Origin of the sequence: Nonomuraea sp. K271 (assembly GCF_009908215.1) — a bacterium.
Taxonomy (GTDB): domain Bacteria; phylum Actinomycetota; class Actinomycetes; order Streptosporangiales; family Streptosporangiaceae; genus Nonomuraea; species Nonomuraea longispora.
The window spans coordinates 1-18,416 of record NZ_JAAAHR010000186.1; the positions used below are offsets into that span (position 1 = coordinate 1).

Annotated in this window: 20 protein-coding genes; 12 read left to right on the top strand and 8 right to left on the bottom strand. The window is 73.0% G+C overall.

The window, feature by feature from the left end; all coding sequences use genetic code 11:
• The 5 genes from GUY59_RS39870 to GUY59_RS39890 all read right to left on the bottom strand — a co-directional run.
• Positions 1-568 (bottom strand): helix-turn-helix domain-containing protein (locus GUY59_RS39870; RefSeq protein WP_161714947.1); only part of this gene is annotated, 568 nt, incomplete at its 3' end.
• Between the two features lie 365 nt (positions 569-933).
• Positions 934-1,674, bottom strand: coding sequence for a hypothetical protein (locus tag GUY59_RS39875; RefSeq protein ID WP_138208850.1), 741 nt, complete (start codon positions 1,672-1,674; stop codon positions 934-936).
• Between the two features lie 196 nt (positions 1,675-1,870).
• Complete coding sequence (locus tag GUY59_RS39880; protein WP_161714948.1) at positions 1,871-2,608, bottom strand: class I SAM-dependent methyltransferase; 738 nt, start codon at positions 2,606-2,608, stop codon at positions 1,871-1,873.
• Positions 2,609-2,692: 84 nt separating this feature from the next.
• The gene (locus tag GUY59_RS39885; RefSeq protein WP_138208121.1) at positions 2,693-3,667 is read right to left on the bottom strand and encodes a hypothetical protein; all 975 of its coding nucleotides are present in this window, start codon (positions 3,665-3,667) and stop codon (positions 2,693-2,695) included.
• Between the two features lie 8 nt (positions 3,668-3,675).
• On the bottom strand, positions 3,676-4,026 hold the full coding sequence (locus GUY59_RS39890; RefSeq protein WP_138208122.1) for a hypothetical protein: 351 nt from the start codon (positions 4,024-4,026) through the stop codon (positions 3,676-3,678).
• A 3-nt stretch (positions 4,027-4,029) separates the two neighbouring features.
• On the opposite strand from GUY59_RS39890, the gene GUY59_RS51045 reads away from it, so the two are divergent.
• The 3 genes from GUY59_RS51045 to GUY59_RS39905 all read left to right on the top strand — a co-directional run bounded on the left by GUY59_RS51045 (position 4,030) and on the right by GUY59_RS39905 (position 6,350).
• A complete protein-coding gene (locus tag GUY59_RS51045) occupies positions 4,030-4,554 on the top strand; it encodes an oligopeptide/dipeptide ABC transporter ATP-binding protein (protein WP_252375227.1) in 525 nt (174 codons plus the stop codon).
• A gap of 61 nt (positions 4,555-4,615) precedes the next feature.
• A complete protein-coding gene (locus GUY59_RS39900) occupies positions 4,616-5,902 on the top strand; it encodes an FAD-dependent oxidoreductase (RefSeq protein ID WP_138208123.1) in 1,287 nt (428 codons plus the stop codon).
• Positions 5,895-6,350: a MarR family winged helix-turn-helix transcriptional regulator gene (locus GUY59_RS39905; RefSeq protein ID WP_138208124.1), complete on the top strand. Its 456-nt coding sequence runs from the start codon at positions 5,895-5,897 to the stop codon at positions 6,348-6,350. The genes GUY59_RS39900 and GUY59_RS39905 overlap by 8 nt, the downstream gene beginning before the upstream one ends.
• Positions 6,351-6,360: 10 nt before the next feature.
• Here the strand turns inward: GUY59_RS39905 and GUY59_RS39910 are convergent, their stop codons facing one another.
• Positions 6,361-6,906, bottom strand: a complete 546-nt coding sequence (locus GUY59_RS39910) for a GntR family transcriptional regulator (RefSeq protein ID WP_132335001.1) — start codon at positions 6,904-6,906, stop codon at positions 6,361-6,363.
• Positions 6,907-7,015: 109 nt separating this feature from the next.
• Between GUY59_RS39910 and aceE the strand changes: the two genes are divergently transcribed.
• The 5 genes from aceE to GUY59_RS39935 all read left to right on the top strand — a co-directional run bounded on the left by aceE (position 7,016) and on the right by GUY59_RS39935 (position 13,163).
• On the top strand, positions 7,016-9,475 hold the full coding sequence (gene aceE, locus GUY59_RS39915; protein WP_138208125.1) for a pyruvate dehydrogenase (acetyl-transferring), homodimeric type: 2,460 nt from the start codon (positions 7,016-7,018) through the stop codon (positions 9,473-9,475).
• A 73-nt stretch (positions 9,476-9,548) separates the two neighbouring features.
• The gene (locus GUY59_RS39920; protein WP_138208126.1) at positions 9,549-10,154 is read left to right on the top strand and encodes a bifunctional 4-hydroxy-2-oxoglutarate aldolase/2-dehydro-3-deoxy-phosphogluconate aldolase; all 606 of its coding nucleotides are present in this window, start codon (positions 9,549-9,551) and stop codon (positions 10,152-10,154) included.
• Between the two features lie 115 nt (positions 10,155-10,269).
• A complete protein-coding gene (locus GUY59_RS39925; RefSeq protein WP_236667962.1) occupies positions 10,270-11,394 on the top strand; it encodes an epoxide hydrolase family protein in 1,125 nt (374 codons plus the stop codon).
• A gap of 153 nt (positions 11,395-11,547) precedes the next feature.
• Positions 11,548-12,333, top strand: a complete 786-nt coding sequence (locus tag GUY59_RS39930) for a CPBP family intramembrane glutamic endopeptidase (RefSeq protein WP_161714949.1) — start codon at positions 11,548-11,550, stop codon at positions 12,331-12,333.
• The gene (locus GUY59_RS39935; RefSeq protein WP_138208542.1) at positions 12,330-13,163 is read left to right on the top strand and encodes an AraC family transcriptional regulator; all 834 of its coding nucleotides are present in this window, start codon (positions 12,330-12,332) and stop codon (positions 13,161-13,163) included. The genes GUY59_RS39930 and GUY59_RS39935 overlap by 4 nt, the downstream gene beginning before the upstream one ends.
• Positions 13,164-13,181: 18 nt before the next feature.
• Here the strand turns inward: GUY59_RS39935 and GUY59_RS39940 are convergent, their stop codons facing one another.
• The gene (locus GUY59_RS39940) at positions 13,182-14,582 is read right to left on the bottom strand and encodes a pyridoxal phosphate-dependent decarboxylase family protein (protein ID WP_138208541.1); all 1,401 of its coding nucleotides are present in this window, start codon (positions 14,580-14,582) and stop codon (positions 13,182-13,184) included.
• 146 nt (positions 14,583-14,728) lie between these two features.
• Between GUY59_RS39940 and GUY59_RS39945 the strand changes: the two genes are divergently transcribed.
• The 4 genes from GUY59_RS39945 to GUY59_RS39960 all read left to right on the top strand — a co-directional run bounded on the left by GUY59_RS39945 (position 14,729) and on the right by GUY59_RS39960 (position 17,533).
• Positions 14,729-14,902 (top strand): hypothetical protein, encoded by a 174-nt coding sequence (locus GUY59_RS39945; RefSeq protein WP_161714950.1) that lies wholly within the window; start codon positions 14,729-14,731, stop codon positions 14,900-14,902.
• Between the two features lie 45 nt (positions 14,903-14,947).
• Positions 14,948-15,688: an SAM-dependent methyltransferase gene (locus GUY59_RS39950; RefSeq protein WP_138208540.1), complete on the top strand. Its 741-nt coding sequence runs from the start codon at positions 14,948-14,950 to the stop codon at positions 15,686-15,688.
• 65 nt (positions 15,689-15,753) lie between these two features.
• Complete coding sequence (locus GUY59_RS39955; RefSeq protein WP_138208539.1) at positions 15,754-16,464, top strand: SDR family oxidoreductase; 711 nt, start codon at positions 15,754-15,756, stop codon at positions 16,462-16,464.
• A gap of 124 nt (positions 16,465-16,588) precedes the next feature.
• Positions 16,589-17,533, top strand: coding sequence for a sulfite exporter TauE/SafE family protein (locus tag GUY59_RS39960; protein ID WP_138208538.1), 945 nt, complete (start codon positions 16,589-16,591; stop codon positions 17,531-17,533).
• Positions 17,534-17,598: 65 nt separating this feature from the next.
• Here the strand turns inward: GUY59_RS39960 and GUY59_RS39965 are convergent, their stop codons facing one another.
• A complete protein-coding gene (locus tag GUY59_RS39965) occupies positions 17,599-18,072 on the bottom strand; it encodes a VOC family protein (protein WP_138208537.1) in 474 nt (157 codons plus the stop codon).
• Between the last annotated feature and the right edge of the window lie 344 nt (positions 18,073-18,416).

Sequence of the window (18,416 nt, forward strand, 5' to 3'; positions counted from 1 at the left end):
CGACCGCGGCGCGGAAGGTGTCGCGCACGATCGGGCCGGTGACGCGGGCGTGCGCGGTCACCGACAGGGCGTAGCGGGAGTGGTCGTCCAGCCAGGACAGGATCTCGGTGTCGGTGCCGTCGGCGAGGCGGTAGTGGGTGAAGTCGGCCTGCCAGGTCTCGTTCGGCTGTTCTGCCTGGAAGCGGATGTAGGACGAGCGGGGCCGCTTCTTCGGCTCGGGTACCACCAGGCCGCGACGGGTGAGGTATCGGCTGATCGTGGCCCGGGACACCGTCCGCTGATGGTGCTGGCGCAGGTGCCAGGCGATGGTGTCCGGGCCGGCATCCAGGCCTTGCTCGGCGAGCTGTTTGCGGAGCCGGACGATCAACTCGACGGTGTCGGCGTCGATCGCGTTCGGCGAGCTCTTCGGCCGCCGGGAGCGGGGCTCGAACGCCGCCTCGCCCTCGGCCCGGTAGCGCGCGACGAGCTTGGACACCCAGCCCTTGGAGACTCCGTAGGCGCGGGCGACCTCTGCCTGGGACCGGCCCTCGACGACAACAGCGGTGATGACAACTCTGGCCTTGGACACACCGCCCACGCTGTTGATCGCGGCGGTTGCTTATGTCCTGAGACACACCCTGTTGAAGTTTCCTATGTCCTGCGACATGGGTTTCCTATGTCCTGAACCAGCACACTGCCACTCGGACAGCGGCCCTGAAAGGAAAGGGCCGCGGGCCACGGCCTGGCCGGAGGGAATGGCGACCCCCGGCCGGACCACGCCCTCACCCCGGGCCGGCCCACGCCAGCCGGGCCCGGGGTCCAAGCCGCTCCGGCCCAGCCGGTACGGGTGGTTGTGAGCGGACGGCTGCAGGTCGACGTCGTACCGTACCGCCTGGTGGACCTGGACCGGCCGGTGGGCGAGCAGGACCACCGGGCGGGCAGGTTCACGGCCGCTCAGCGCCCGGTCGTGCTCGGGCTGTCGCCGTGGTCCGTGCCGGTGACGTCGTTGACGCCGGCGAGGCCGAGACCCCCGATCGAACCTGGGCGGTCGCGTGGCCGGCGTCGTCGTCCGCCGGTGGATCGCCTGAATACGCCGTCAGGAGTACGCCCGGCCGGCCGCGTACGCTCTCGGGGGCAGCGCGCCGACCCCGGGCCGCGCCGGCTTACCCGATCGACCGGGGGCGGGAGGACGCGGCGAGCCGCCGCCTGCCGTACGCGGTGCGTCCCCACGGCTTGTAGATCGACACGATCGCGCAGGTGAGGTACATGGTGGTGGAGACGAATCCGGCGCCGACCTGGCCCACCCCGCCCCTGGCGACGTCGGCGAACTCGCCGGGAGGTGTGCCGGGCCACGACCTCGGCGGTCTCCCGGAGCCCCGGCAGCAGAGACAGCGGGATGAGCACCACCGCGATCGACGTGAGGACGAACTTCACGGTCACCCAGTAGTGCCGGAAGATCCCCCACGACGTGCCGAGGGAGAGCACGACGCCCGTGACGAAGGCGGTCACGCTCAACGGGATCAGGTAGAACCCGCCCAGCATGTCGAGCACGCGATAGACGGCATGCTGCGTGGCCGGGCTTCCCGTGGTCATGCCGGTGACCGCCAGCGCGGGCACGGCGAGGTTGAGGCCCAGCCAGCCGACGGAGGAGACCACGTGCGCGAGCAGCACGAACCCGCGGACCTTCGGCGACATGAGGGGAAGTGTCTGCCGCCCCGGCCGATCCTCGCCTCGATGGTCACGGTCCCGGCCCTTCGTCAGCCTTGCTTCCCGAACGCACGCGGCCACGATCCCGGCTTCGCGCGAAATCGGCGTCCGTCCGGGAGCGGCTTGTGGGCTACACCAACGGGAGTAGCCGTGCCGGGGGATCGCCGGAGATGGGGCGGGGTGGCTACGGGGTGCGGCGGGCGAGGTAGAGGGCCGTGGTCACGCTGAGCGTCACCTGGTCGCCGAAGACGTCGCGCAGCGCGCCGAGCAGGCCGGCGCGTACGTCCTCGGGGAGCATCCGGATGGCCGAGCGGGTGCCGAGCAGCGTGAGGTAGTCGGCGACGGGAAACGTGAGCTCCGACGGGTAGAGCCGGGCCGACAGATCATGGAAGGCGTCCTGCCGTTCCAGCTCCAGCCACCAGCGCGACGACTCGATCGACGACTCGGTGGGCAACTCGGTGTCCACGAGGATGTGCGGCGTGTGCGCCCGGTAGACGGCGAGCGCCGCGTCCAGCACCGCGGGGTCCTTGAGCATGTCGAAGTGCCAGAACAGGGCGACGGCGCCTCCCGGGGCGAGCACCTCGGCCGCCTTGCGCCACCTGAGCTCCGGGTCGGTCCAGTGCCAGGCCTGGGCGCTGAACAGCAGGCCGAACGCCCGGTCGGGGCGGAACTCCTCGAACGGGGAGACGACGACGCGCACGTCGGGCCGTCCGTCCAGCCGCCGGTTCAGCACCGCGGCCATCGCGGCGTCCGGCTCGACGGCGGTGAGGTCGGTGCCGCGGGCCGCGAACATCGCCGTGGCCTTGCCCGTGCCCGCGCCCGCCTCGACGGCCGGCGCGCCGCCGAGCCCGGCGTAGGCCAGGACGTCGTCCACGAGGGCGTCCGGGTAGGCGGGGCGGACCCTGTCGTATGCGTCGGCCACTTCTCCGAAGACCCTGGATTGCACCCGCTCCGCAGTCATATGCGCCCTTTCGTTGTCGATAACCGCCTTCTTACCAGAGCGGAGTCAGGTCATCGTGGAGCGGTCGGCCGCCGTGATAGCCCGCAACATGTACGGGTGCAGCAGCTTCGCCCGCTGCCGCGGGATGCCGCCGGCGAGGGCGGCCTCGGCCAGTGCGTCCCTCAGCCACTCCACGTCCACGGGGCGCCCGTCGTCCCGCCGGAGCAGCGGCTCGCCGGGACCCCGATCCGACGACAGCGCCTCCAGCAGCGGCCGGGCCGGAGGCGGCACCGGGAAGGCCACGATGTCCCCGCGGCTGTCGTGCACGGTCACGATGGCCAGGTCGCCCCCCGCCACCGGGTGCAGGTCCTGGAGGGTCAGCTCGGCGAGGGCGTCCGCGGCGGCGCCGGTGGCGTCCAGCAGCGCGACGGCCGCGGCCTCGGCGTGCCGGCCGCCGGCGGCCAGCCGGGCGACGCCCTGGCGCAGCAGCCGCCGGTCCTCGCGGGTGAGCACGCCGGTGCCGGGAGCGGCGACGCGGTCGTGGCGTACCGCGCCGGAACGCCAGGCGAAGGCGTAGAAGGAGGACAGCACGCCTCGCCTCCTGTTCACCGTCGCGCTGGCCAGGGGTTTGCCCGGCACGCGTACGCCGATGGTGAGGGCGCCGGCGCGCGCCGCGTCGCAGTAGGTGTCGAGGTGCGCTCCGGTGACCGCGAGCAGCTCGACGGACGGCTCGGCCTCGCGCAGCCAGCGCAGGAACGCGGCGAGGACCCGCAGGCGGACCTGCCTGGTGGCCGCCGACGGCCGCTCCCGCAGCCAGGCCGCGACCGTGCGCCAGGTCAGCGGGTCGAGGGAATCGAGCAGGTCGACGTCGGCGCCGGGCACCTCGCCCGCGTCCTGCGGGCCGCGGCGCGGGCGCAGACCGGCGATCTGCCCGACGCTGGCCGCGGCCGCGCCCCGGCCGGCGCCTGCGCCTAAGGCCGTGCCCGCCGGTGGGGTGCTCTGTGCTCGACCGGCGATCCCTGAGCCAGGCAGATCAGTCATGATCTTGATCATCTCACGGAGCCCGCCTCACTCGCGTCCTCCTTCGGGACCTGTTTGGGGGAAACACGTTCCCGGGCGCGGCGGACGTACGACCGCCCCGGTGCTCGTGCGGTGCCGGACCGGGTCATCGTCCCGGCGGGGGCGTGCCCGGCGCCGGCCAGGACGGCGCCGTACTGGAGGCACACCAGGTGGCGGATCGGGATGCTCTCGTGGGCCGCGCCGGCCTCCGCCTCCGCGCACCACCCGTCGTACGTCCGGGTCAGCTCGCGCGTCCACGTCCTGATGGCGGGGGTGGTGTCGCCGACCGCCAGCTCGCCCTCCAGCGCCCGCAGCAGCATGCCGCCGAACCGCAGCCACATGCTGTGCAGCGTATCGCGGCAGGAGGACACCTCGGCGACCGTCGCGGCCGGCTGCAGGAGTTGTTCGAGGTGGATCTCGCCGATCCGGTGGAGCGGCTCGTGATCTGGCTCCAGCCGCGCCTGCAGTTGCGCGAGGAGTTCTCACTGGCGTACGTCTTCATCGCCCACGACCTGAGCGTGGTCCAGCACCTCGCCGACCGGGTGGCCGTCATGTACCTGGGCAAGGTCGTCGAGACGGGCTCCGAGCAGGAGGTCTACGGCTCGGCGGCGCATCCGTACACGCAGGCCCTGCTGTCGGCGGCGCCGGTCCCTGATCCGGCGCTGCGGGGCACCCGTCGGGAGATCCCGCTGGAGGGCGAGCCGCCCAGCCCGGTCGATTGGCCGCGCGGCTGCTCGTTCCATCCGCGCTGCTGGAAGGCGGAGGACGGCTGCTCCGTGTCCGCGCCGGCGCTGGAACCGGTGCACGGGCCCGGCCATCTGGTGGCCTGTCACCTGGCGGAGCGGCCCGCGGGAACGGGGACGGCCTGACAGGACCCTCAAGTATCAGGTACCTTATTTATAGATCGGGTGCCTGACGGAGGGAGCGGACATGAAGGTGTTGATCATCGGGGCCGGCATGGGCGGGCTGACCCTCGCCCAGGCGCTGCGGCGCACGGGGATCGAGGTCGCGGTCCACGAGCGCGACGACGCGATCGAGGCGACCGGCGGCTACCGGCTCCATCTCGACGACCTGGCCTGCGCGGTGCTGGCCCGCCACCTCACGCCCGACCACTACCAGGCACTCCTCGGCAGCTCGGCGGGGTGGCAGGCGTTCCGCCGCTTCGCCGTCACCGACCACCGGATGCGGCTGCTGTCGGCCGAGCCGCGCGAGCGCACGGCCGAGACACTCATGATCGGCCGCATCCCGCTGCGCCGGCTCCTCGCCCACGGGCTGGACGGCGCGCTGAGGTTCGGCGCCGAGTACACCGGCCACCGCACCCACGCGGACGGCACGGTCACGGCGCACTTCGCCGACGGGAGCACCGACCGGGGCGACCTCCTCGTCGGGGCCGACGGCGTCGGCTCGCGGGTCGCCGCGGCGCTGGCCGGCCGTCCGACCTCGGCGCCCGCCGGGGTGAGCGGCATCGCCGGCCGCACCCCGCTCGACGGGCGGACCCGCCCGCTCGTCCCCGGGCTGCTGGCCGAGGGCCCGGCGCTGGCCTTCGGACCGGGTGGGATCGGGATGTTCGTCACCGTGCACGACCCGGCGGGCGGCGCCGTCGTCGACCCCGCCTCCTGCACCCGGGTGCCCGCCGTCCTGGAGGAGCCCGCGCTCATCTGGGGGCTCCTCGCGCCCGACGGGCGGTTGCCCGGCAGCCCGCGCGAGCTCGACGGCGCGGGCCTGACGCGGGTCACCGGCACGCTGCTCGACGGCTGGGACGGGCGGGTGCGCGCGCTCGTCCGCGCGGGAGACCCGGACACGGTGGCGTACTTCCGTTTCCACGCCGCCGACCCCGACGTCGACCTGACCCCCTGGCCGGCCGGAGCCGTCACGGCGCTGGGTGACGCCGTGCACGCCATGCCGCCCACCGGCGGGCGGGCCGCGGCCACCGCCATCCGCGACGCCGGGCTGCTGGCCGGCGAGCTGGCCCGCGCGTACGCGGGGGAGTCCACCATCCCGATGGCCGTGCACCGCTACCAAAGCGCGATGGCCGCCTACGCGGGCGACGCGATCCGCACCTCGATGCAGCCGCTCGGCTGGGTGCACCGGCTCGCCGGCCCGGTCGGCACGGGGCTGGCCCGGCTGAGCCTGCCCGCTCTCGCCACGGCCGCCCGGCTCGGCCGCGGCGTCACGGCCGCCCGCGGCCGTCGCATGAGCGGGACCCGCGTTGCCTGAGCGGGGGCCCGGCTACGGGGCCTGGCCCGACGGTGAGCCCGACCTGCCGCTGTGGGAGCTGATCCGGACCTCCCACGTCGTCGCCAGGGGCTTCACCGCTCTCTTCGCCTCGGTCGGGCTCACCCCGACGCAGTTCGGCGTGCTGGCCACGCTCGCCTCCGGCGAGGACCCCACCCAGGCCGAGCTGGCCCGCGCGATCATGGTGCGCCCGCAGAGCATGAACGAGCTGTTCGTGTCGTTGCTGAAGCGCGGCCTGGTCGAGCGCGACGGGCCAGGAGGCCGCGGGCGCAGGACCGGGTTGCGCATCACCGACGCGGGCCGCGAGCTGCTGGCCCGGGCGCAGCCCGAGGTGGAGGAGTTCAACGCGCCGGAGGCCATCGGCCTGTCCGCCGCCGAGGCCGCCGAGTTGTCGCGGATGTTGCGCGTCGTCCGCGACACCCTGGCGTGACCCCGTGCGGTCAGGGGGCGTAGCCGAGCACGTGGTCGCGCAGCAGGCGGCCGACCTCGGGGTCGCCCCGGTCGAAGGCCTCGACGAGCGGCTCGTGATCGGCGGCGTTCTCGTGCGGCCGCATCCTGAACAGCCGGATCGAGACGTGCGTCCACACCTCGATGCCCAGCGACTCCCACACCGAGGCCAGCACCGCGTTGCCGGACGCGGTCACGATCTCGCGGTGGAAGCCCACGAGGTGGCGCACCTGGCCGTCGAGCGAGCCGGCGGCGGCCGCCTCGTGCATGCGGGCCACGTGCGCCCGCAGCGCGGGGACGGACGGGCCGCCCAGGCGCGTGGCGGTCTCCTCCAGGCCCGCCCGCACCTGATAGACCTCGCGCAGGTCGGCCGGGGTGAAGCCGCGGACCCGCGCGCCCTTGTTGGGTGCGGACTCGATCAGCCTGAGCGCTTCGAGCTCGCGCAGCGCCTCGCGGACGGGGGCCTGACTGACCTGAAGCTCGGCGGCCAGGCGGCGCTCCACGATGCGGTCGCCCGGCCCCCAGCGGCCGCTGATCATGCCCTTGACCAGCACGTCGCGGATCTCGTCACGCAGCGGCGGCCGCGCCACAGGCTCCACAGAGAAATCCTCTCATCATATGATCGATCATAGGGTGTTTAATGGAAGCATGCAGAGAGATCTGGATCCTCAGGAGACCGCCGAATGGCTCGAGTCGCTCGAGGCGGTCCGGCGGGAGGCCGGTCCCGAACGGGCCGGCTACCTGCTGCGCAGGCTGGCCACGAGCACGCGCTATCTCAACACGGTGCCCACGGCGGAGGAACCCGCCTATCCGGGCGACCTCTACCTGGAGGAACGTGTCGCGGCCTACGACCGGTGGAACGCCGCCGCCATGGTCACCCGTGGCGCCAAGCTGGGGCTCGGCGGCCACCTGGCCACCTACGCCTCGGCCGCGTGGCTCTATGAGGTGGGGTTCAACCACTTCTTCCACGCCGGCCACGACCAGGTGTATTTCCAGGGGCACGCCTCTCCCGGCATCTACGCCCGCGCCTTCCTGGAAGGACGGCTGAGCGAGGAGCAGCTCGACCTCTTCCGCCGCGAGCCCGAGGGCGGCCTGCCGTCCTACCCGCACCCGAGGGCCATGCCGGACTTCTGGCAGTTCCCCACCGTGTCGATGGGGCTCGGCCCGCTCAACGCGATCTACCAGGCGAGGTTCAACCGCTACCTGCACAACCGCGGCATCAAGGACACCTCGCGCAGCCATGTCTGGGCCTTTCTCGGCGACGGGGAGATGGACGAGCCCGAGGCCACCGCAGCACTCACGCTGGCGGCACGGGAGGGCCTCGGCAACCTCACCTTCGTGATCAACTGTAACCTCCAGCGGCTCGACGGCCCCGTCCGCGGCAACTCCCGCGTCGTGCAGGAGCTGGAGAGCGTCTTCATGGGCGCGGGCTGGCACGTCGTCAAGGCGCTGTGGGGCCAGGAGTGGGACACCCTGCTCGGCTCCGACGAACTGGTGGCCAGGCTCGGCGAGGTGCCGGACGGCCAGTTCCAGACGTACGCCGCCTCGTCCGGGGCCTACATCAGGGAGCACCTGTTCCACGGCCTGGACGTGCCGCACTCCGACGAGGACCTGCGGCGCATCGTCGGCGGCTCGCGGGCGGGGCACGAGCCGCGCAAGGTGTACGCCGCCTACCGCAAGGCCATGGAGCAAACCGGCGCGCCCACCGTGATCCTCGTCCAGACGGTCAAGGGCTGGACGCTCGGCGCCGGTGTCGAGGCGCGCAACGCCAACCACCAGATGAAGAAGCTCACGCAGGACGAGTTCCGCGTCATGGGCGAGCGGCTCGGCCTGCCGGTCCCCGACGGGGCGCTCGACGGCGAGCTGCCGCCCTACCTGCACCCCGGCCCCGGCTCGCCCGAGGCGCGCTACGTCGCCGAGCGCCGCGCCGCGCTCGGCGGGCCGCTGCCCCGGCGCGCGGTCTCCCACCGCCCGCTGCCGCAGCCCGGCGAGCGGCCCTTCCGCGGCCTGGCCAAGGGCTCGGCGCAGCCGGTGGCCACCACGATGGCGTTCGTCCGGCTGGTCAAGGACCTGATGAAGGAGCCGGAGACCGGGCGGCGCTGGGTGCCGATCGTGCCCGACGAGGCCAGGACGTTCGGCATGGAGTCGCTCTTCCCCACCGCGCAGATCTACTCGCCCCACGGCCAGCGTTACGACGCCGTGGACCGGGAGCTGCTGCTGTCGTACAAGGAGGCGGTCGACGGGCAGATCCTCATCGAGGGCATCACGGAGGCGGGGTCGATGGCCTCGTTCACCGCCGCGGCGTCCAGTTACGCCACCCACGGCGAGCCGATGATCCCCTTCTACATCTTCTACTCGATGTTCGGCTGGCAGCGCACCGGCGACCAGATGTGGGCCCTGGCCGACCAGCTCGGCCGGGGGTTCCTCATCGGGGCGACCGCCGGGCGCACCACGATGACGGGGGAGGGGCTGCAGCACGCCGACGGGCACTCCCCGCTGCTCGCCTCGACCAACCCCGCGTGCCTGGCCTACGACCCCGCCTTCGCGTACGAGGTGGGGGTGATCGTGCGTGACGGGCTCAGGCGCATGTACGGCCCGGAGGCCGAGGACGTGTTCTACTACCTGACCCTCTACAACGAGCCGAAGCCGCAGCCCGGGCTGCCCCAAGGCCGCGAGAAGGAGGTCGAGGAGGGAATCGTCAAGGGCATCTACCGCTACTCCGCCCGCGGCGGCGCCGCTCACCTGCTGGCCAGCGGCACCGCGATCCACTGGGCGCTGGAGGCGCAGCGGCTGCTGGAGGACGAGTACGGCGTCGGCGTCGACGTGTGGTCGGTCACCTCGTGGAGCGAGCTGCGCCGGGAGGCCATGACCGCGACGGGCGTGCCCTACCTGCGGCAGGCCATGGCGGGGACGAGCGGGCCGGTGATCGCGGTCAGCGACTGGATGCGAGCGGTGCCCGACCAGATCCTGCCCTGGATCGACCGGCCGTGGACCTCGCTCGGCACCGACGGGTTCGGGTTGTCGGGCCCGCGGGAGGACGTACGCCGCCACTTCGGGGTGGACCCGCGCTCGATCGCGGACGCCGTGCTCAAGGCGGTCGAGGAGTAGGGCCGCCCGCCTGGTCCGTCCAGGCGGTTCGATATATTGCGGAATGTCGTGATCGCCCGAGGAGGAGACACCCATGGACGCCGATGAGTTCTTCGGCCGGCACCTCGACCGCGTCCCGATCCTCGGCATCTTCCGCAACCTCGACCCCGATGCCACCGTGGCGATGTGCGAGCGGGCGTGGGAGTTCGGGGTCGAGCTCATCGAGGTGCCCGTGCAGACCTCCAGCGCGCTCCCCTCACTGAGGGCGGCCGTGGAGGCCGCGAAGGGGCGCGGCAAGAGCGTCGGCGCGGGGACGGTGACCACGGCCGCCCAGCTGACGGCGGTGCACGAGATGGGCGCGGCGTTCGCGGTCGCGCCCGGCCTGCATCCCGAGGTCGTCGCCGAGTCGCGCCGCCTCGGGCTGCCGCACCTGCCGGGCGTGGCGACCGCCACGGAGATCGCCGCGGCCCTCACGCACGGCTTCACCTGGCTCAAGGCGTTCCCGGCCAAGCAACTGGGGGCGGGCTGGATCACCGCCCAGCTCGCGCCGTTCCCCTCTGTGAGGTTCGTCGCCACCGGCGGCATCGACGCCGGTAACGCGGCCGGCTTCCTGGCCGCGGGGTGCCGCGCCGTGGCCGTGGGCTCGGCGCTCAACGACGACGAGGCGCTGGCCAGGCTGCGCGCGAGCATCCCCGCCTGAGACAGCTTTCCCCGGCGGTCGTTCCGCCACCGTCCTCATGTTGGAACGCTCCATGGCTTGCGCACCACGAATCGTATGGCGTACGGTACGGCGTACGCTTCAATATGGAGGAACCTTGACCGACATCCGGCCCTTCCGCCTCGAAACCGCCCAGGCCGACCTCGACGACCTGGGCGCACGGCTCGGTCGGGTGCGCTGGCCGGACGAGGCGCCCGGCCACGACTGGCGCCTCGGCGTGCCCCTCGACCACCTCAAGCGCCTCGTCGAGTACTGGCGCACCGGCTACGACTGGGAGGCGGCACAGGCCGGGCTCAACCGGCACGACCAGTTCGTCACCGAGATCGACGGGCAGCGCGTGCACTTTCTGCACCTGCGCTCCGCCGACCCCGGCGCGCTGCCGCTGCTCATCACCCACGGCTGGCCCAGCTCCCCGGTCGAATACCTCGACGTGATCGAGCCGCTCAGCCGCGACTTCCACCTGGTCATCCCGTCGCTGCCGGGCTATGGCCTGTCCGGGCCCACCCGTGAGGCCGGATGGGGCTCCACCCGCATCGCCCGCGCCTGGCTCGAGCTGATGACCCGGCTCGGCTACGAGCGCTTCGGCGTGCAGGGCGGCGACTGGGGCACGTGGATCTCGCGCGAGGTCGGCATCCTCGCCCCCGAACGGGTCGCGGGCATGCACGGCAACGGCATCATCTGCTTCCCCATCGGGGCGCCCGGCGAGCTCGACGGGCTGAGCGAGGCCGAGCAGGAGCGGCTGGCCTTCCGCGAGAGCTACATGACCGAGCAGTACGCGTACAAGCTCATCCAGTCGGCCCGCCCGCAGACGTTCGCCTACGGTATGGCCGACTCGCCGGTGGCGCTGCTGGCCTGGTTCGCCGGCGTCTACCACGAGTGGAGCGACACGGAGATCGAGCCGGGGATCGACCGCGACCGGCTGCTCACCACGGTCATGCTCTACTGGCTGACCAACACCGCCGGCTCGGCCGCGCGCTCCTTCACCGAGACGCCCGACACCGAGACGGACACCGGCGTCGAATGGGAGCTCAAGCCCGCGACCGTGCCCACCTCCATCTCGGTGTTCCCGAAGGACATCCTGCGGCCGATCCGCCGGTTCGCCGAGCGCGACAACAACATCGTCGGCTGGGTGGAGCACGAGCGGGGCGGCACGTTCGCCGCGCTGGAGCAGCCGGAGACCTTCACCGCCGACGTACGCGCGTTCTTCGCGACCGTGCGTTGAGCAGGCGCTCCACCCGGCCCGGCCCGGCCGTCATGGCCGCCTGGCGGCGTCGCCGGCCGGCGCCTGACCGCGGTCCGCCGTGATGTCGCCGGCCCCCGCCGAACACGCACCCCGGGTCGGCCCTTTAGTGCGTGACCTGGAGAATGTGCACTCATGACCTCCGGATTCACGGACGGCAGGCCGCTCGCGGGCTTCTTTGTGCTGCTGTTCGTCCTGGCCGTGCCGTTCTGGGCGGCCGGGACGCTGACCGAGGCGACGCCGGCGATGGGGCTGCCGTTGAGCGCGCTCATGTTCGTCGTGCCCGTCGTCGCCGCCGCGATCGTCACGTACCGGCGGGAAGGGACCGGCGGGATGAGGAGCCTGGCCGCGCGCACGTTCGGCCCCGGCGGGCGCGGGCGCGGAACCTGGCCGGCCGCCGCCGCCCTGCTGCCGCTCGCGCTGGCGGTCGTGTGCGCGGGCGTCGCGCGGGCGTCCGGGTTGCCGAGCGCGCTGCCGGAGATGCCGCTGCTGACCGCGCCGCTGCTCGTCGTGGTCTTCTTCCTCGCCGCGGCCTGCGAGGAGGCGGGCTGGACGGCCTTCGCCACCGACCCGCTGAACGGCCGGCTGGGCCCGCTCAGGACCGGCCTGCTCCTGGGCGCGGTGTGGGGAGTATGGCATTTCGTGCCGCTGGTGCAGGCCGGTCACTCCGCGGCGTGGATCGCCTGGTGGTTCCTCGGCACGGTCGCGGCTCGCGTGGTGATCGTGTGGTTCTACCTCAAGGGGGGGCGGGGCCGGGCTGGCCGCCGTGCTCTTCCACTGCATGCTGAACGCCGCCGCCTACAACTACGGGACGACCCACGCGCTGGCCGTCTCCGCCGTCGTCATGTCGGCCGCGGCGGTCGCCGCCGCGCTCACGTGGCGGGCCGGGACGTGAGCGCGCCCGATACCGTGTGCGCATGAGCGTGCGGTACTGGCGGGAGCCGCTGTGGGGCGGCGTGGACCTGATGCGGGCCCGCTTCACGGGCGACCGGTTCGCCCGGCACAGCCACGACACGTACGCGATCGGCGTCGTCGAGGAGGGCCTGGAGGAGATCGCCTTCCCCGACGGGCCGCGGTGCACCGGCGCGGGCGAGGTCGTCATGATCGACCCGGGCGTCGTGCACACCGGGCGGGCGCGCACGCCCGAGGGCTGGACCTACCGCGTCCTCTACCCGAGGCCCGACCAGCTGGCGGCCATCGCCGACGAGGCCGGCGCCGGCGACGAACCTCCGGCGTTCACCACCTGGTCGGCCGCCGACGAGCGCGCGTGCGCGCTGCTGCTGTCCGCGCACCGCGCGGCCGAGCAGGGGCAGCGGCTGGCCGCCGACTCGCTGCTGCGCGTCGTCATGGCCCGGCTGATCGGCGCGTACGCCGCCCGCGGACCACGGCGGCGGCCGGCGGCGGCCGGCCGGGGCGTCGCCGCCAGGGCCCGCGAGCTGCTGCACGAGTCCCTGGCCGACCCGCCCGACCTGGGCCGGCTGGCGGCCGCCGCGGGCGCGGCGCCGTTCGCGCTGCTGCGTTCCTTCCGCCGCGCGTACGGGCTGCCGCCGCACGCCTACGTCGTCCAGCTGCGGGTCAGACGCGCCCGCGAACTGCTGGAACGGGGCACGCCTCCGGCGGAGGCGGCGGCCGCCGTGGGGTTCTGCGACCAGTCGCACCTGTCCCGGCACTTCCGGCGCATGGTGGGGGTGACCCCGGGCGCCTACCAGCGGGGGGTGCTGGCGGGCCGCCCGGCCAGGGGCCGCGCGTGAGCGGCGGCGGGCCGCACGTCAGAGGGACGCGCGGATGACGCGCAGCGCCTCCTCCACCCGCTCGGCTCGGGTGCGGACACTGAGCACGCACAGGCGCAGGTAGAACGCCCCCTCCAGCGTGGTGCTCGACAGGTAGACCCGGCGCGTGGCGTTGATCCGGTCGAGGAGACGCCGGTTGGCGTCGTCGGAACCTCGCAGGCGGAACGGCACCACGCTGAGGTCCGGCCGCCAGGGCACCTCCAGGCGCGGATCGGCGGACAACTCCCGGTGCACCTTCCCGGCCAGGTCGAGCTTCTCGTCGAGCGCCTCCTCGAAGGCCCGTACGCCGTGCAGGTGCAGCGGCAGCCACACCCGCAGGCCGCGGAACTCCCGGGTGAGCTCCACGCCCAGGTGCCCGTAGTCGGGCAGCCCGTCCACCTCGTGGAGGTCCTGGAGGTACCGGCCGCCGCCGGCGTGCGCGGCGCGCAGCACGGCCGGCTCGCGTACGAGCAGCACGCCCGTCCCGTACGGCAGGAACAGGCTCTTGTGCGGGTCGAACGTGAGCGAGTCGGCCTCCTCGATCCCGGCGAGCCGCTCCCGGCCGCGCCGGGTGAGCTGGAAACCGCCGCCGTAGGCCGCGTCGACGTGGAACCACAGCCCCTGCTCGCGTGCCAGCCGGCCCAGGTCCGCGAGCGGATCGACGGTGCCGGTGCTGGTGCTGCCCGCCGTGCCTGCCAGCAGGAACGGGCGCAGCCCGGCCGCGCGGTCCTCAGCGATCATGCGAGTCGCCTCTCGGACGTCCATGCGCAGGTCCGCGGTGGTGGGGACGGTCCTGATGCGCTCGGCGGGCAGGCCGGCGATCTGGGCGGCCTTGGCCAGGCTGTAGTGCGTGTGCTCGGTGACGTACACCGTGCCGTCGCCGAACGCGGGCCCGAGCCGGTCGTGCCGGGCGGCCACCACCGCGGACAGGGTGGCCTGCGAGGCGCCGGTGGTGATCAGCCCGCACGCGCCGGACGGCAGCCCGAACAGCCCCGCCATCCAGGTGAGCACGCTCTCCTCCATCGCGACGAGCGCGGGGGCGGTCTGCGCCACGCCGGTGTAGCGGTTGGCCACCTGGGCGAGCAGTTCACCGAGGGCCGACGAGACGAGGCCGCCCGCGGGGAAGTAGGCCAGGTAGCCGGGGCCCGCCGTGTTGACGCCCTGCGAGGCGGCCTGGCGGAAGGTCTCGATCAGCGTGCCGAAGTCGCCGGGCTCGCCGGCGGGCGGACGGCGCAGCAGCGCGACCATACTGGGGGCGTCGCCGTAGTCGCTGGCGGGTTCGTCCGGCAGTCCGGCGACCTGCCGGACGATGAGATCGACGGCCTGCCTGCCCAGCTCGGCGACGGCGTGCGGGGCGAGGTCGAGAGGGAATGCGGTGTGGCGTTCCTGCTGGGTGCTCATGCCCGGACACGGTAGGGAATGGGGCAAGAGTGAGGATTGGACGTTCTTGCACCTCGGCCGTCAGAACAGGTTCTCCCGCTGGGGCAGGCCGATCACCCCGGTGAGCGCGAGCAGTCCCTGCAGCACCAGTGGCCAGCATGGTGGCAATGGGCAGCGTCATGCCTTCGTCTTCTCCTCGGTTCGGAATCCCGACCACACGGTCCGGCCAGGCGGCGGGCACGCTCCTGCCCGCCTCGCTGGGTGGCGCCGTCCTCGTGGGGTACGCGGCGCTGGCCGCGCTCGCCGCCGTCGCGGCCCCGCTGCGCAGGGACATCACCTGAAAAATGGTGCGCGGGTCGCGGGGTGCTCCGGCATAATCCTCCGGGATGCTTCGACACCTGATCAGTCACCTCGCACACCGCGACCACCCCATCGCCGCCCCCGTCAGCGACGACGCACTCGAGCGCCTGCTGCGGCGGGCGCGGCTGCCGTCGCGCGCCCGCGTGCTCGACCTCGGCTGCGGAGAGGCCGAATGGATCATCAGGGCCCTGGAGCTCCATCCGGAGGCGACGGCCGACGGGGTGGACGTCTCCGAGGCCGCGCTCGCCGCCGCCGCCGAGCGCGCCGCGGCCCGAGGCGTGTCCGACCGGCTGCGTCTGCACCACACCACCGCCGCCGGCTTCACCGGCTCCGGGCCGTACGACCTCGTGCTGTGCGTCGGCGCCACCCACGCCTTCGGCGACCTGACCGAATCGCTGCGGGCCATGCGCCGCCACCTCGGTCCCGCCGGGCGGGCCCTCGTCGGGGAGGGCTTCTGGGAGACGACACCCTCGCCCGAGATCCTGGCCCTGCTCGACGCGGGCCCCGACGAGTACGCCGACCTCTCGGGCACGGTGGAGCGGGCCGAGCGGGCCGGCTACGCCACCGTCCACGCCCACACCAGCACCCGCGCGGAGTGGGACGTCTACGAATGGTCGTGGACCGGCTCGCTGACCGACTGGGCGCTCGACCACCCCGGCTCCGACGGCGACGCCGCCCTGGCGGCGGCCCGCGACCACCGCGCCGTGTGGCTCGACGGCTACCGCGACGTCCTCGGTTTCGTCACCCTCCTGCTGCGGCCGGTGTGAGTCACGTGCCCGGCCGTCGCGGGACCGGTGAGAAGGTCACGACAATCATCCCCGGAAAGAGGGCCATGAACATCACCCACGCCGTCGTCACCGGTGCCGGCGGCGGCATCGGCAAGGCCCTGGCCGCCGGCCTGCGCGCGGAGGGGGCGCACGTCGTGCTCGCCGACATCGACGCGGCCGGGCTCGCCGCCGCCTCCGCCGAGATCGGAGCCGACGCCGTGCCCACCGACGTCGCCGATCCCGCGGCGATGGAGGCGCTCGCCGACGCCGCGCCCGGCGCGGACCTGGTGTGCCTGAACGCGGGCATCGTCGGCGGGGATGTGGGCGTGCCGTGGGAGGTGGCCGACGACGACTGGGACAGGGTGTTCGCCGTGAACGTGGGCGGCGTGCGCAACGGCCTGCGCGCCTTCGTGCCGAGGATGCTCGCCTCAGGGCGGCCCGGGCACATCCTGATCACGGCGTCGCTGGCCGGGCTGGTGACGTTCCCCGGCGGCGGGGCCTATCCCGCCTCGAAACACGCCGTGGTCGCCCTGGCCGAGCAGACCGCACTGGCGCTCGACGGCACGCCGGTCGGGGTGACGCTGCTGTGCCCTGGTGCCGTACGGACGGCCATGATGCACCAGGGCGAGGAGCCGGCGGCGGTCGCGGACGCGGCGCTGGCGGCGGTGCGCGACGGCCGCTTCACCGTGACGCCGGCCGAGTGGCGCGCGGCCGTCACCCGACGCGCCGAGCGTCTGGCCTCCGGCGCTCATCCCGGGATCCCTTCACCCTCGTAGCGGCCCATGCCGCCCGTTCCGGCCGGGCAGCTCGATTGCTGATCTGTCACGCCTTGACGCGACCTGGGAACTCGTAGAGACTATTCCTACTTGTAGAGTAGGAATGATCGGGAAAGAGGGGATTGTGCGAGCGCTGATCCTGCTCGGGCTGGTCGGGTTCGTGGCCCAGCTCGTCGACGGCAGCCTGGGCATGGCCTACGGTGTCACCTCGACCACGCTGCTGCTCGCCGTCGGCACCAACGCTGCCGCGGCCTCCGCCACCGTGCACCTCGCCGAGATCGGCACCACGCTCGTCTCCGGCCTCTCACACTGGCGCTTCGGCAACGTCGACTGGAAGGTCGTCGCCAAGATCGGGTTCCCGGGGGCGGTCGGCGCCTTCGCCGGAGCGACGTTCCTGTCCAGCCTGTCGACCGAGGTCGCCGCACCGGTCATGTCGATCATCCTCCTGGTGCTGGGCGCCTACATCCTGGTCCGCTTCACCGTCATGGGGCTGCCGCGCGGCAACCTGGGCAAGCCGCTGCGCAAGAGGTTCCTGGCGCCGCTCGGGCTGGTGGCCGGCTTCGTCGACGCCACCGGCGGTGGCGGCTGGGGGCCGGTCGGCACACCGGCGATCCTGGCCAGCGGCCGTCTGGCCCCTCGCAAGGTGATCGGCTCCATCGACGCGAGCGAGTTCCTGATCGCCATCGCCGCCAGCGTCGGCTTCTTCGTCGGGCTCGGCTCGGAGAACATCACCTTCTCCTGGGTGGTGGTGCTGCTGATCGGCGGCGTCATCGCCGCGCCCATCGCCGCCTGGCTGGTCCGTCACATCCCGCCCCGGATCCTCGGCTCCGCCGTGGGCGGCATCATCGTGCTGACGAACGTACGCACCCTGCTGCGCAGCGACTGGATCGACGCCCCCGGCGCGGTGCAGACGGTCTCCTACGTGGTCATCGCCCTGATCTGGGCGGCCGCGATCGCCTACTCGGTGCGCGAATACCGTCGCGACAAGGCCGGCGAGTCGGTCGAGGCGATCGAGGCCGAGCTGCGGCGCAAGACGGGGGACACGAAGGAGGAGACGGCCTCCGCCTGAGGCCCGCGCCTCCGGGCCCGGCCCTCCGGCGAGGGCCGGGCCGCGGTGCTGACCCGCCATGCTCATCAACAGTGCCCGGCGGCCTCCTGCAACGCCCGGATGTCGATCTTCCGCATGCCCATCATCGCCTTCATGACCCGCTGGGCCTTGGCCGGGTCGGGATCGGTCAGCAGCTCGGGCAGGTCGCGCGGCACGATCTGCCAGGACAGGCCCCACCGGTCCTTCAGCCAGCCGCACTCCGACTCCTCGCCGCCCTCGGTGAGCCTGGCCCACAGCTCGTCGACCTCATCCTGGGACGCGCAGTCGACGTACAGGGAGATCGCCTCGGTGAAGCGGAACCGGGGGCCGCCGTTGAGCGCCAGGAAGCGCTGGCCCGCCAGTTCGAACGTGACCATCATGGCCGGACCGGCCGACCCGGCGCCGCCCCCGGGTTGACGCTGGACCTCGACGATCCGCGAGCCGGCGAACAGCGAGGTGTAGAACGTGGCGGCCTCTTCGGCCTGGTTGTCGAACCACAGGTAGGTGGTGATCTTCTGCATGGTCTTCCTCCGAGGTCGGGGGACGGCGTCGCCGTCCTTTCGCCTACGCGTCGATCCGGTCACGACCGGATCGACAACCCCGGGGAAGTTTTTTTTCGGACGGTGCGCGGACGACGGGCGCCGCCCGCGCGAAGCTGCCAGAGCACTGTGCTGGTTCAGGACATAGGAAACCCATGTCGCAGGACATAGGAAACTTCAACAGGGTGTGTCTCAGGACTGGCCTTCCCCTCGTAGCGTGGAGACCGAACCGGGAGAGGTTTGGTCGTGGCAGCAGTCACGCGGCGGCGCTTTGATCCGGAGTTCCGGGCGGGCGCGGTGCGTATCGTGAAGGAGACCGGCAAGCC

Excerpts from the sequence above, each read along its gene's own strand:
- GUY59_RS39875 (WP_138208850.1), bottom strand. The coding sequence starts at position 1,674 with ATGTCGCCGAAGGTCCGCGGGTTCGTGCTGCTCGCGCACGTGGTCTCC.
- GUY59_RS39885 (WP_138208121.1), bottom strand. The coding sequence starts at position 3,667 with ATGACTGATCTGCCTGGCTCAGGGATCGCCGGTCGAGCACAGAGCACC.
- GUY59_RS39890 (WP_138208122.1), bottom strand. The coding sequence starts at position 4,026 with ATGTGGCTGCGGTTCGGCGGCATGCTGCTGCGGGCGCTGGAGGGCGAG.
- GUY59_RS39900 (WP_138208123.1), top strand. The coding sequence starts at position 4,616 with ATGAAGGTGTTGATCATCGGGGCCGGCATGGGCGGGCTGACCCTCGCC.
- GUY59_RS39910 (WP_132335001.1), bottom strand. The coding sequence starts at position 6,906 with ATGATCAGCGGCCGCTGGGGGCCGGGCGACCGCATCGTGGAGCGCCGC.
- aceE (WP_138208125.1), top strand. The coding sequence starts at position 7,016 with ATGCAGAGAGATCTGGATCCTCAGGAGACCGCCGAATGGCTCGAGTCG.
- GUY59_RS39920 (WP_138208126.1), top strand. The coding sequence starts at position 9,549 with ATGGACGCCGATGAGTTCTTCGGCCGGCACCTCGACCGCGTCCCGATC.
- GUY59_RS39930 (WP_161714949.1), top strand. The coding sequence starts at position 11,548 with ATGACCTCCGGATTCACGGACGGCAGGCCGCTCGCGGGCTTCTTTGTG.
- GUY59_RS39935 (WP_138208542.1), top strand. The coding sequence starts at position 12,330 with ATGAGCGTGCGGTACTGGCGGGAGCCGCTGTGGGGCGGCGTGGACCTG.
- GUY59_RS39940 (WP_138208541.1), bottom strand. The coding sequence starts at position 14,582 with ATGAGCACCCAGCAGGAACGCCACACCGCATTCCCTCTCGACCTCGCC.
- GUY59_RS39945 (WP_161714950.1), top strand. The coding sequence starts at position 14,729 with ATGGGCAGCGTCATGCCTTCGTCTTCTCCTCGGTTCGGAATCCCGACC.
- GUY59_RS39950 (WP_138208540.1), top strand. The coding sequence starts at position 14,948 with ATGCTTCGACACCTGATCAGTCACCTCGCACACCGCGACCACCCCATC.
- GUY59_RS39955 (WP_138208539.1), top strand. The coding sequence starts at position 15,754 with ATGAACATCACCCACGCCGTCGTCACCGGTGCCGGCGGCGGCATCGGC.
- GUY59_RS39965 (WP_138208537.1), bottom strand. The coding sequence starts at position 18,072 with ATGCAGAAGATCACCACCTACCTGTGGTTCGACAACCAGGCCGAAGAG.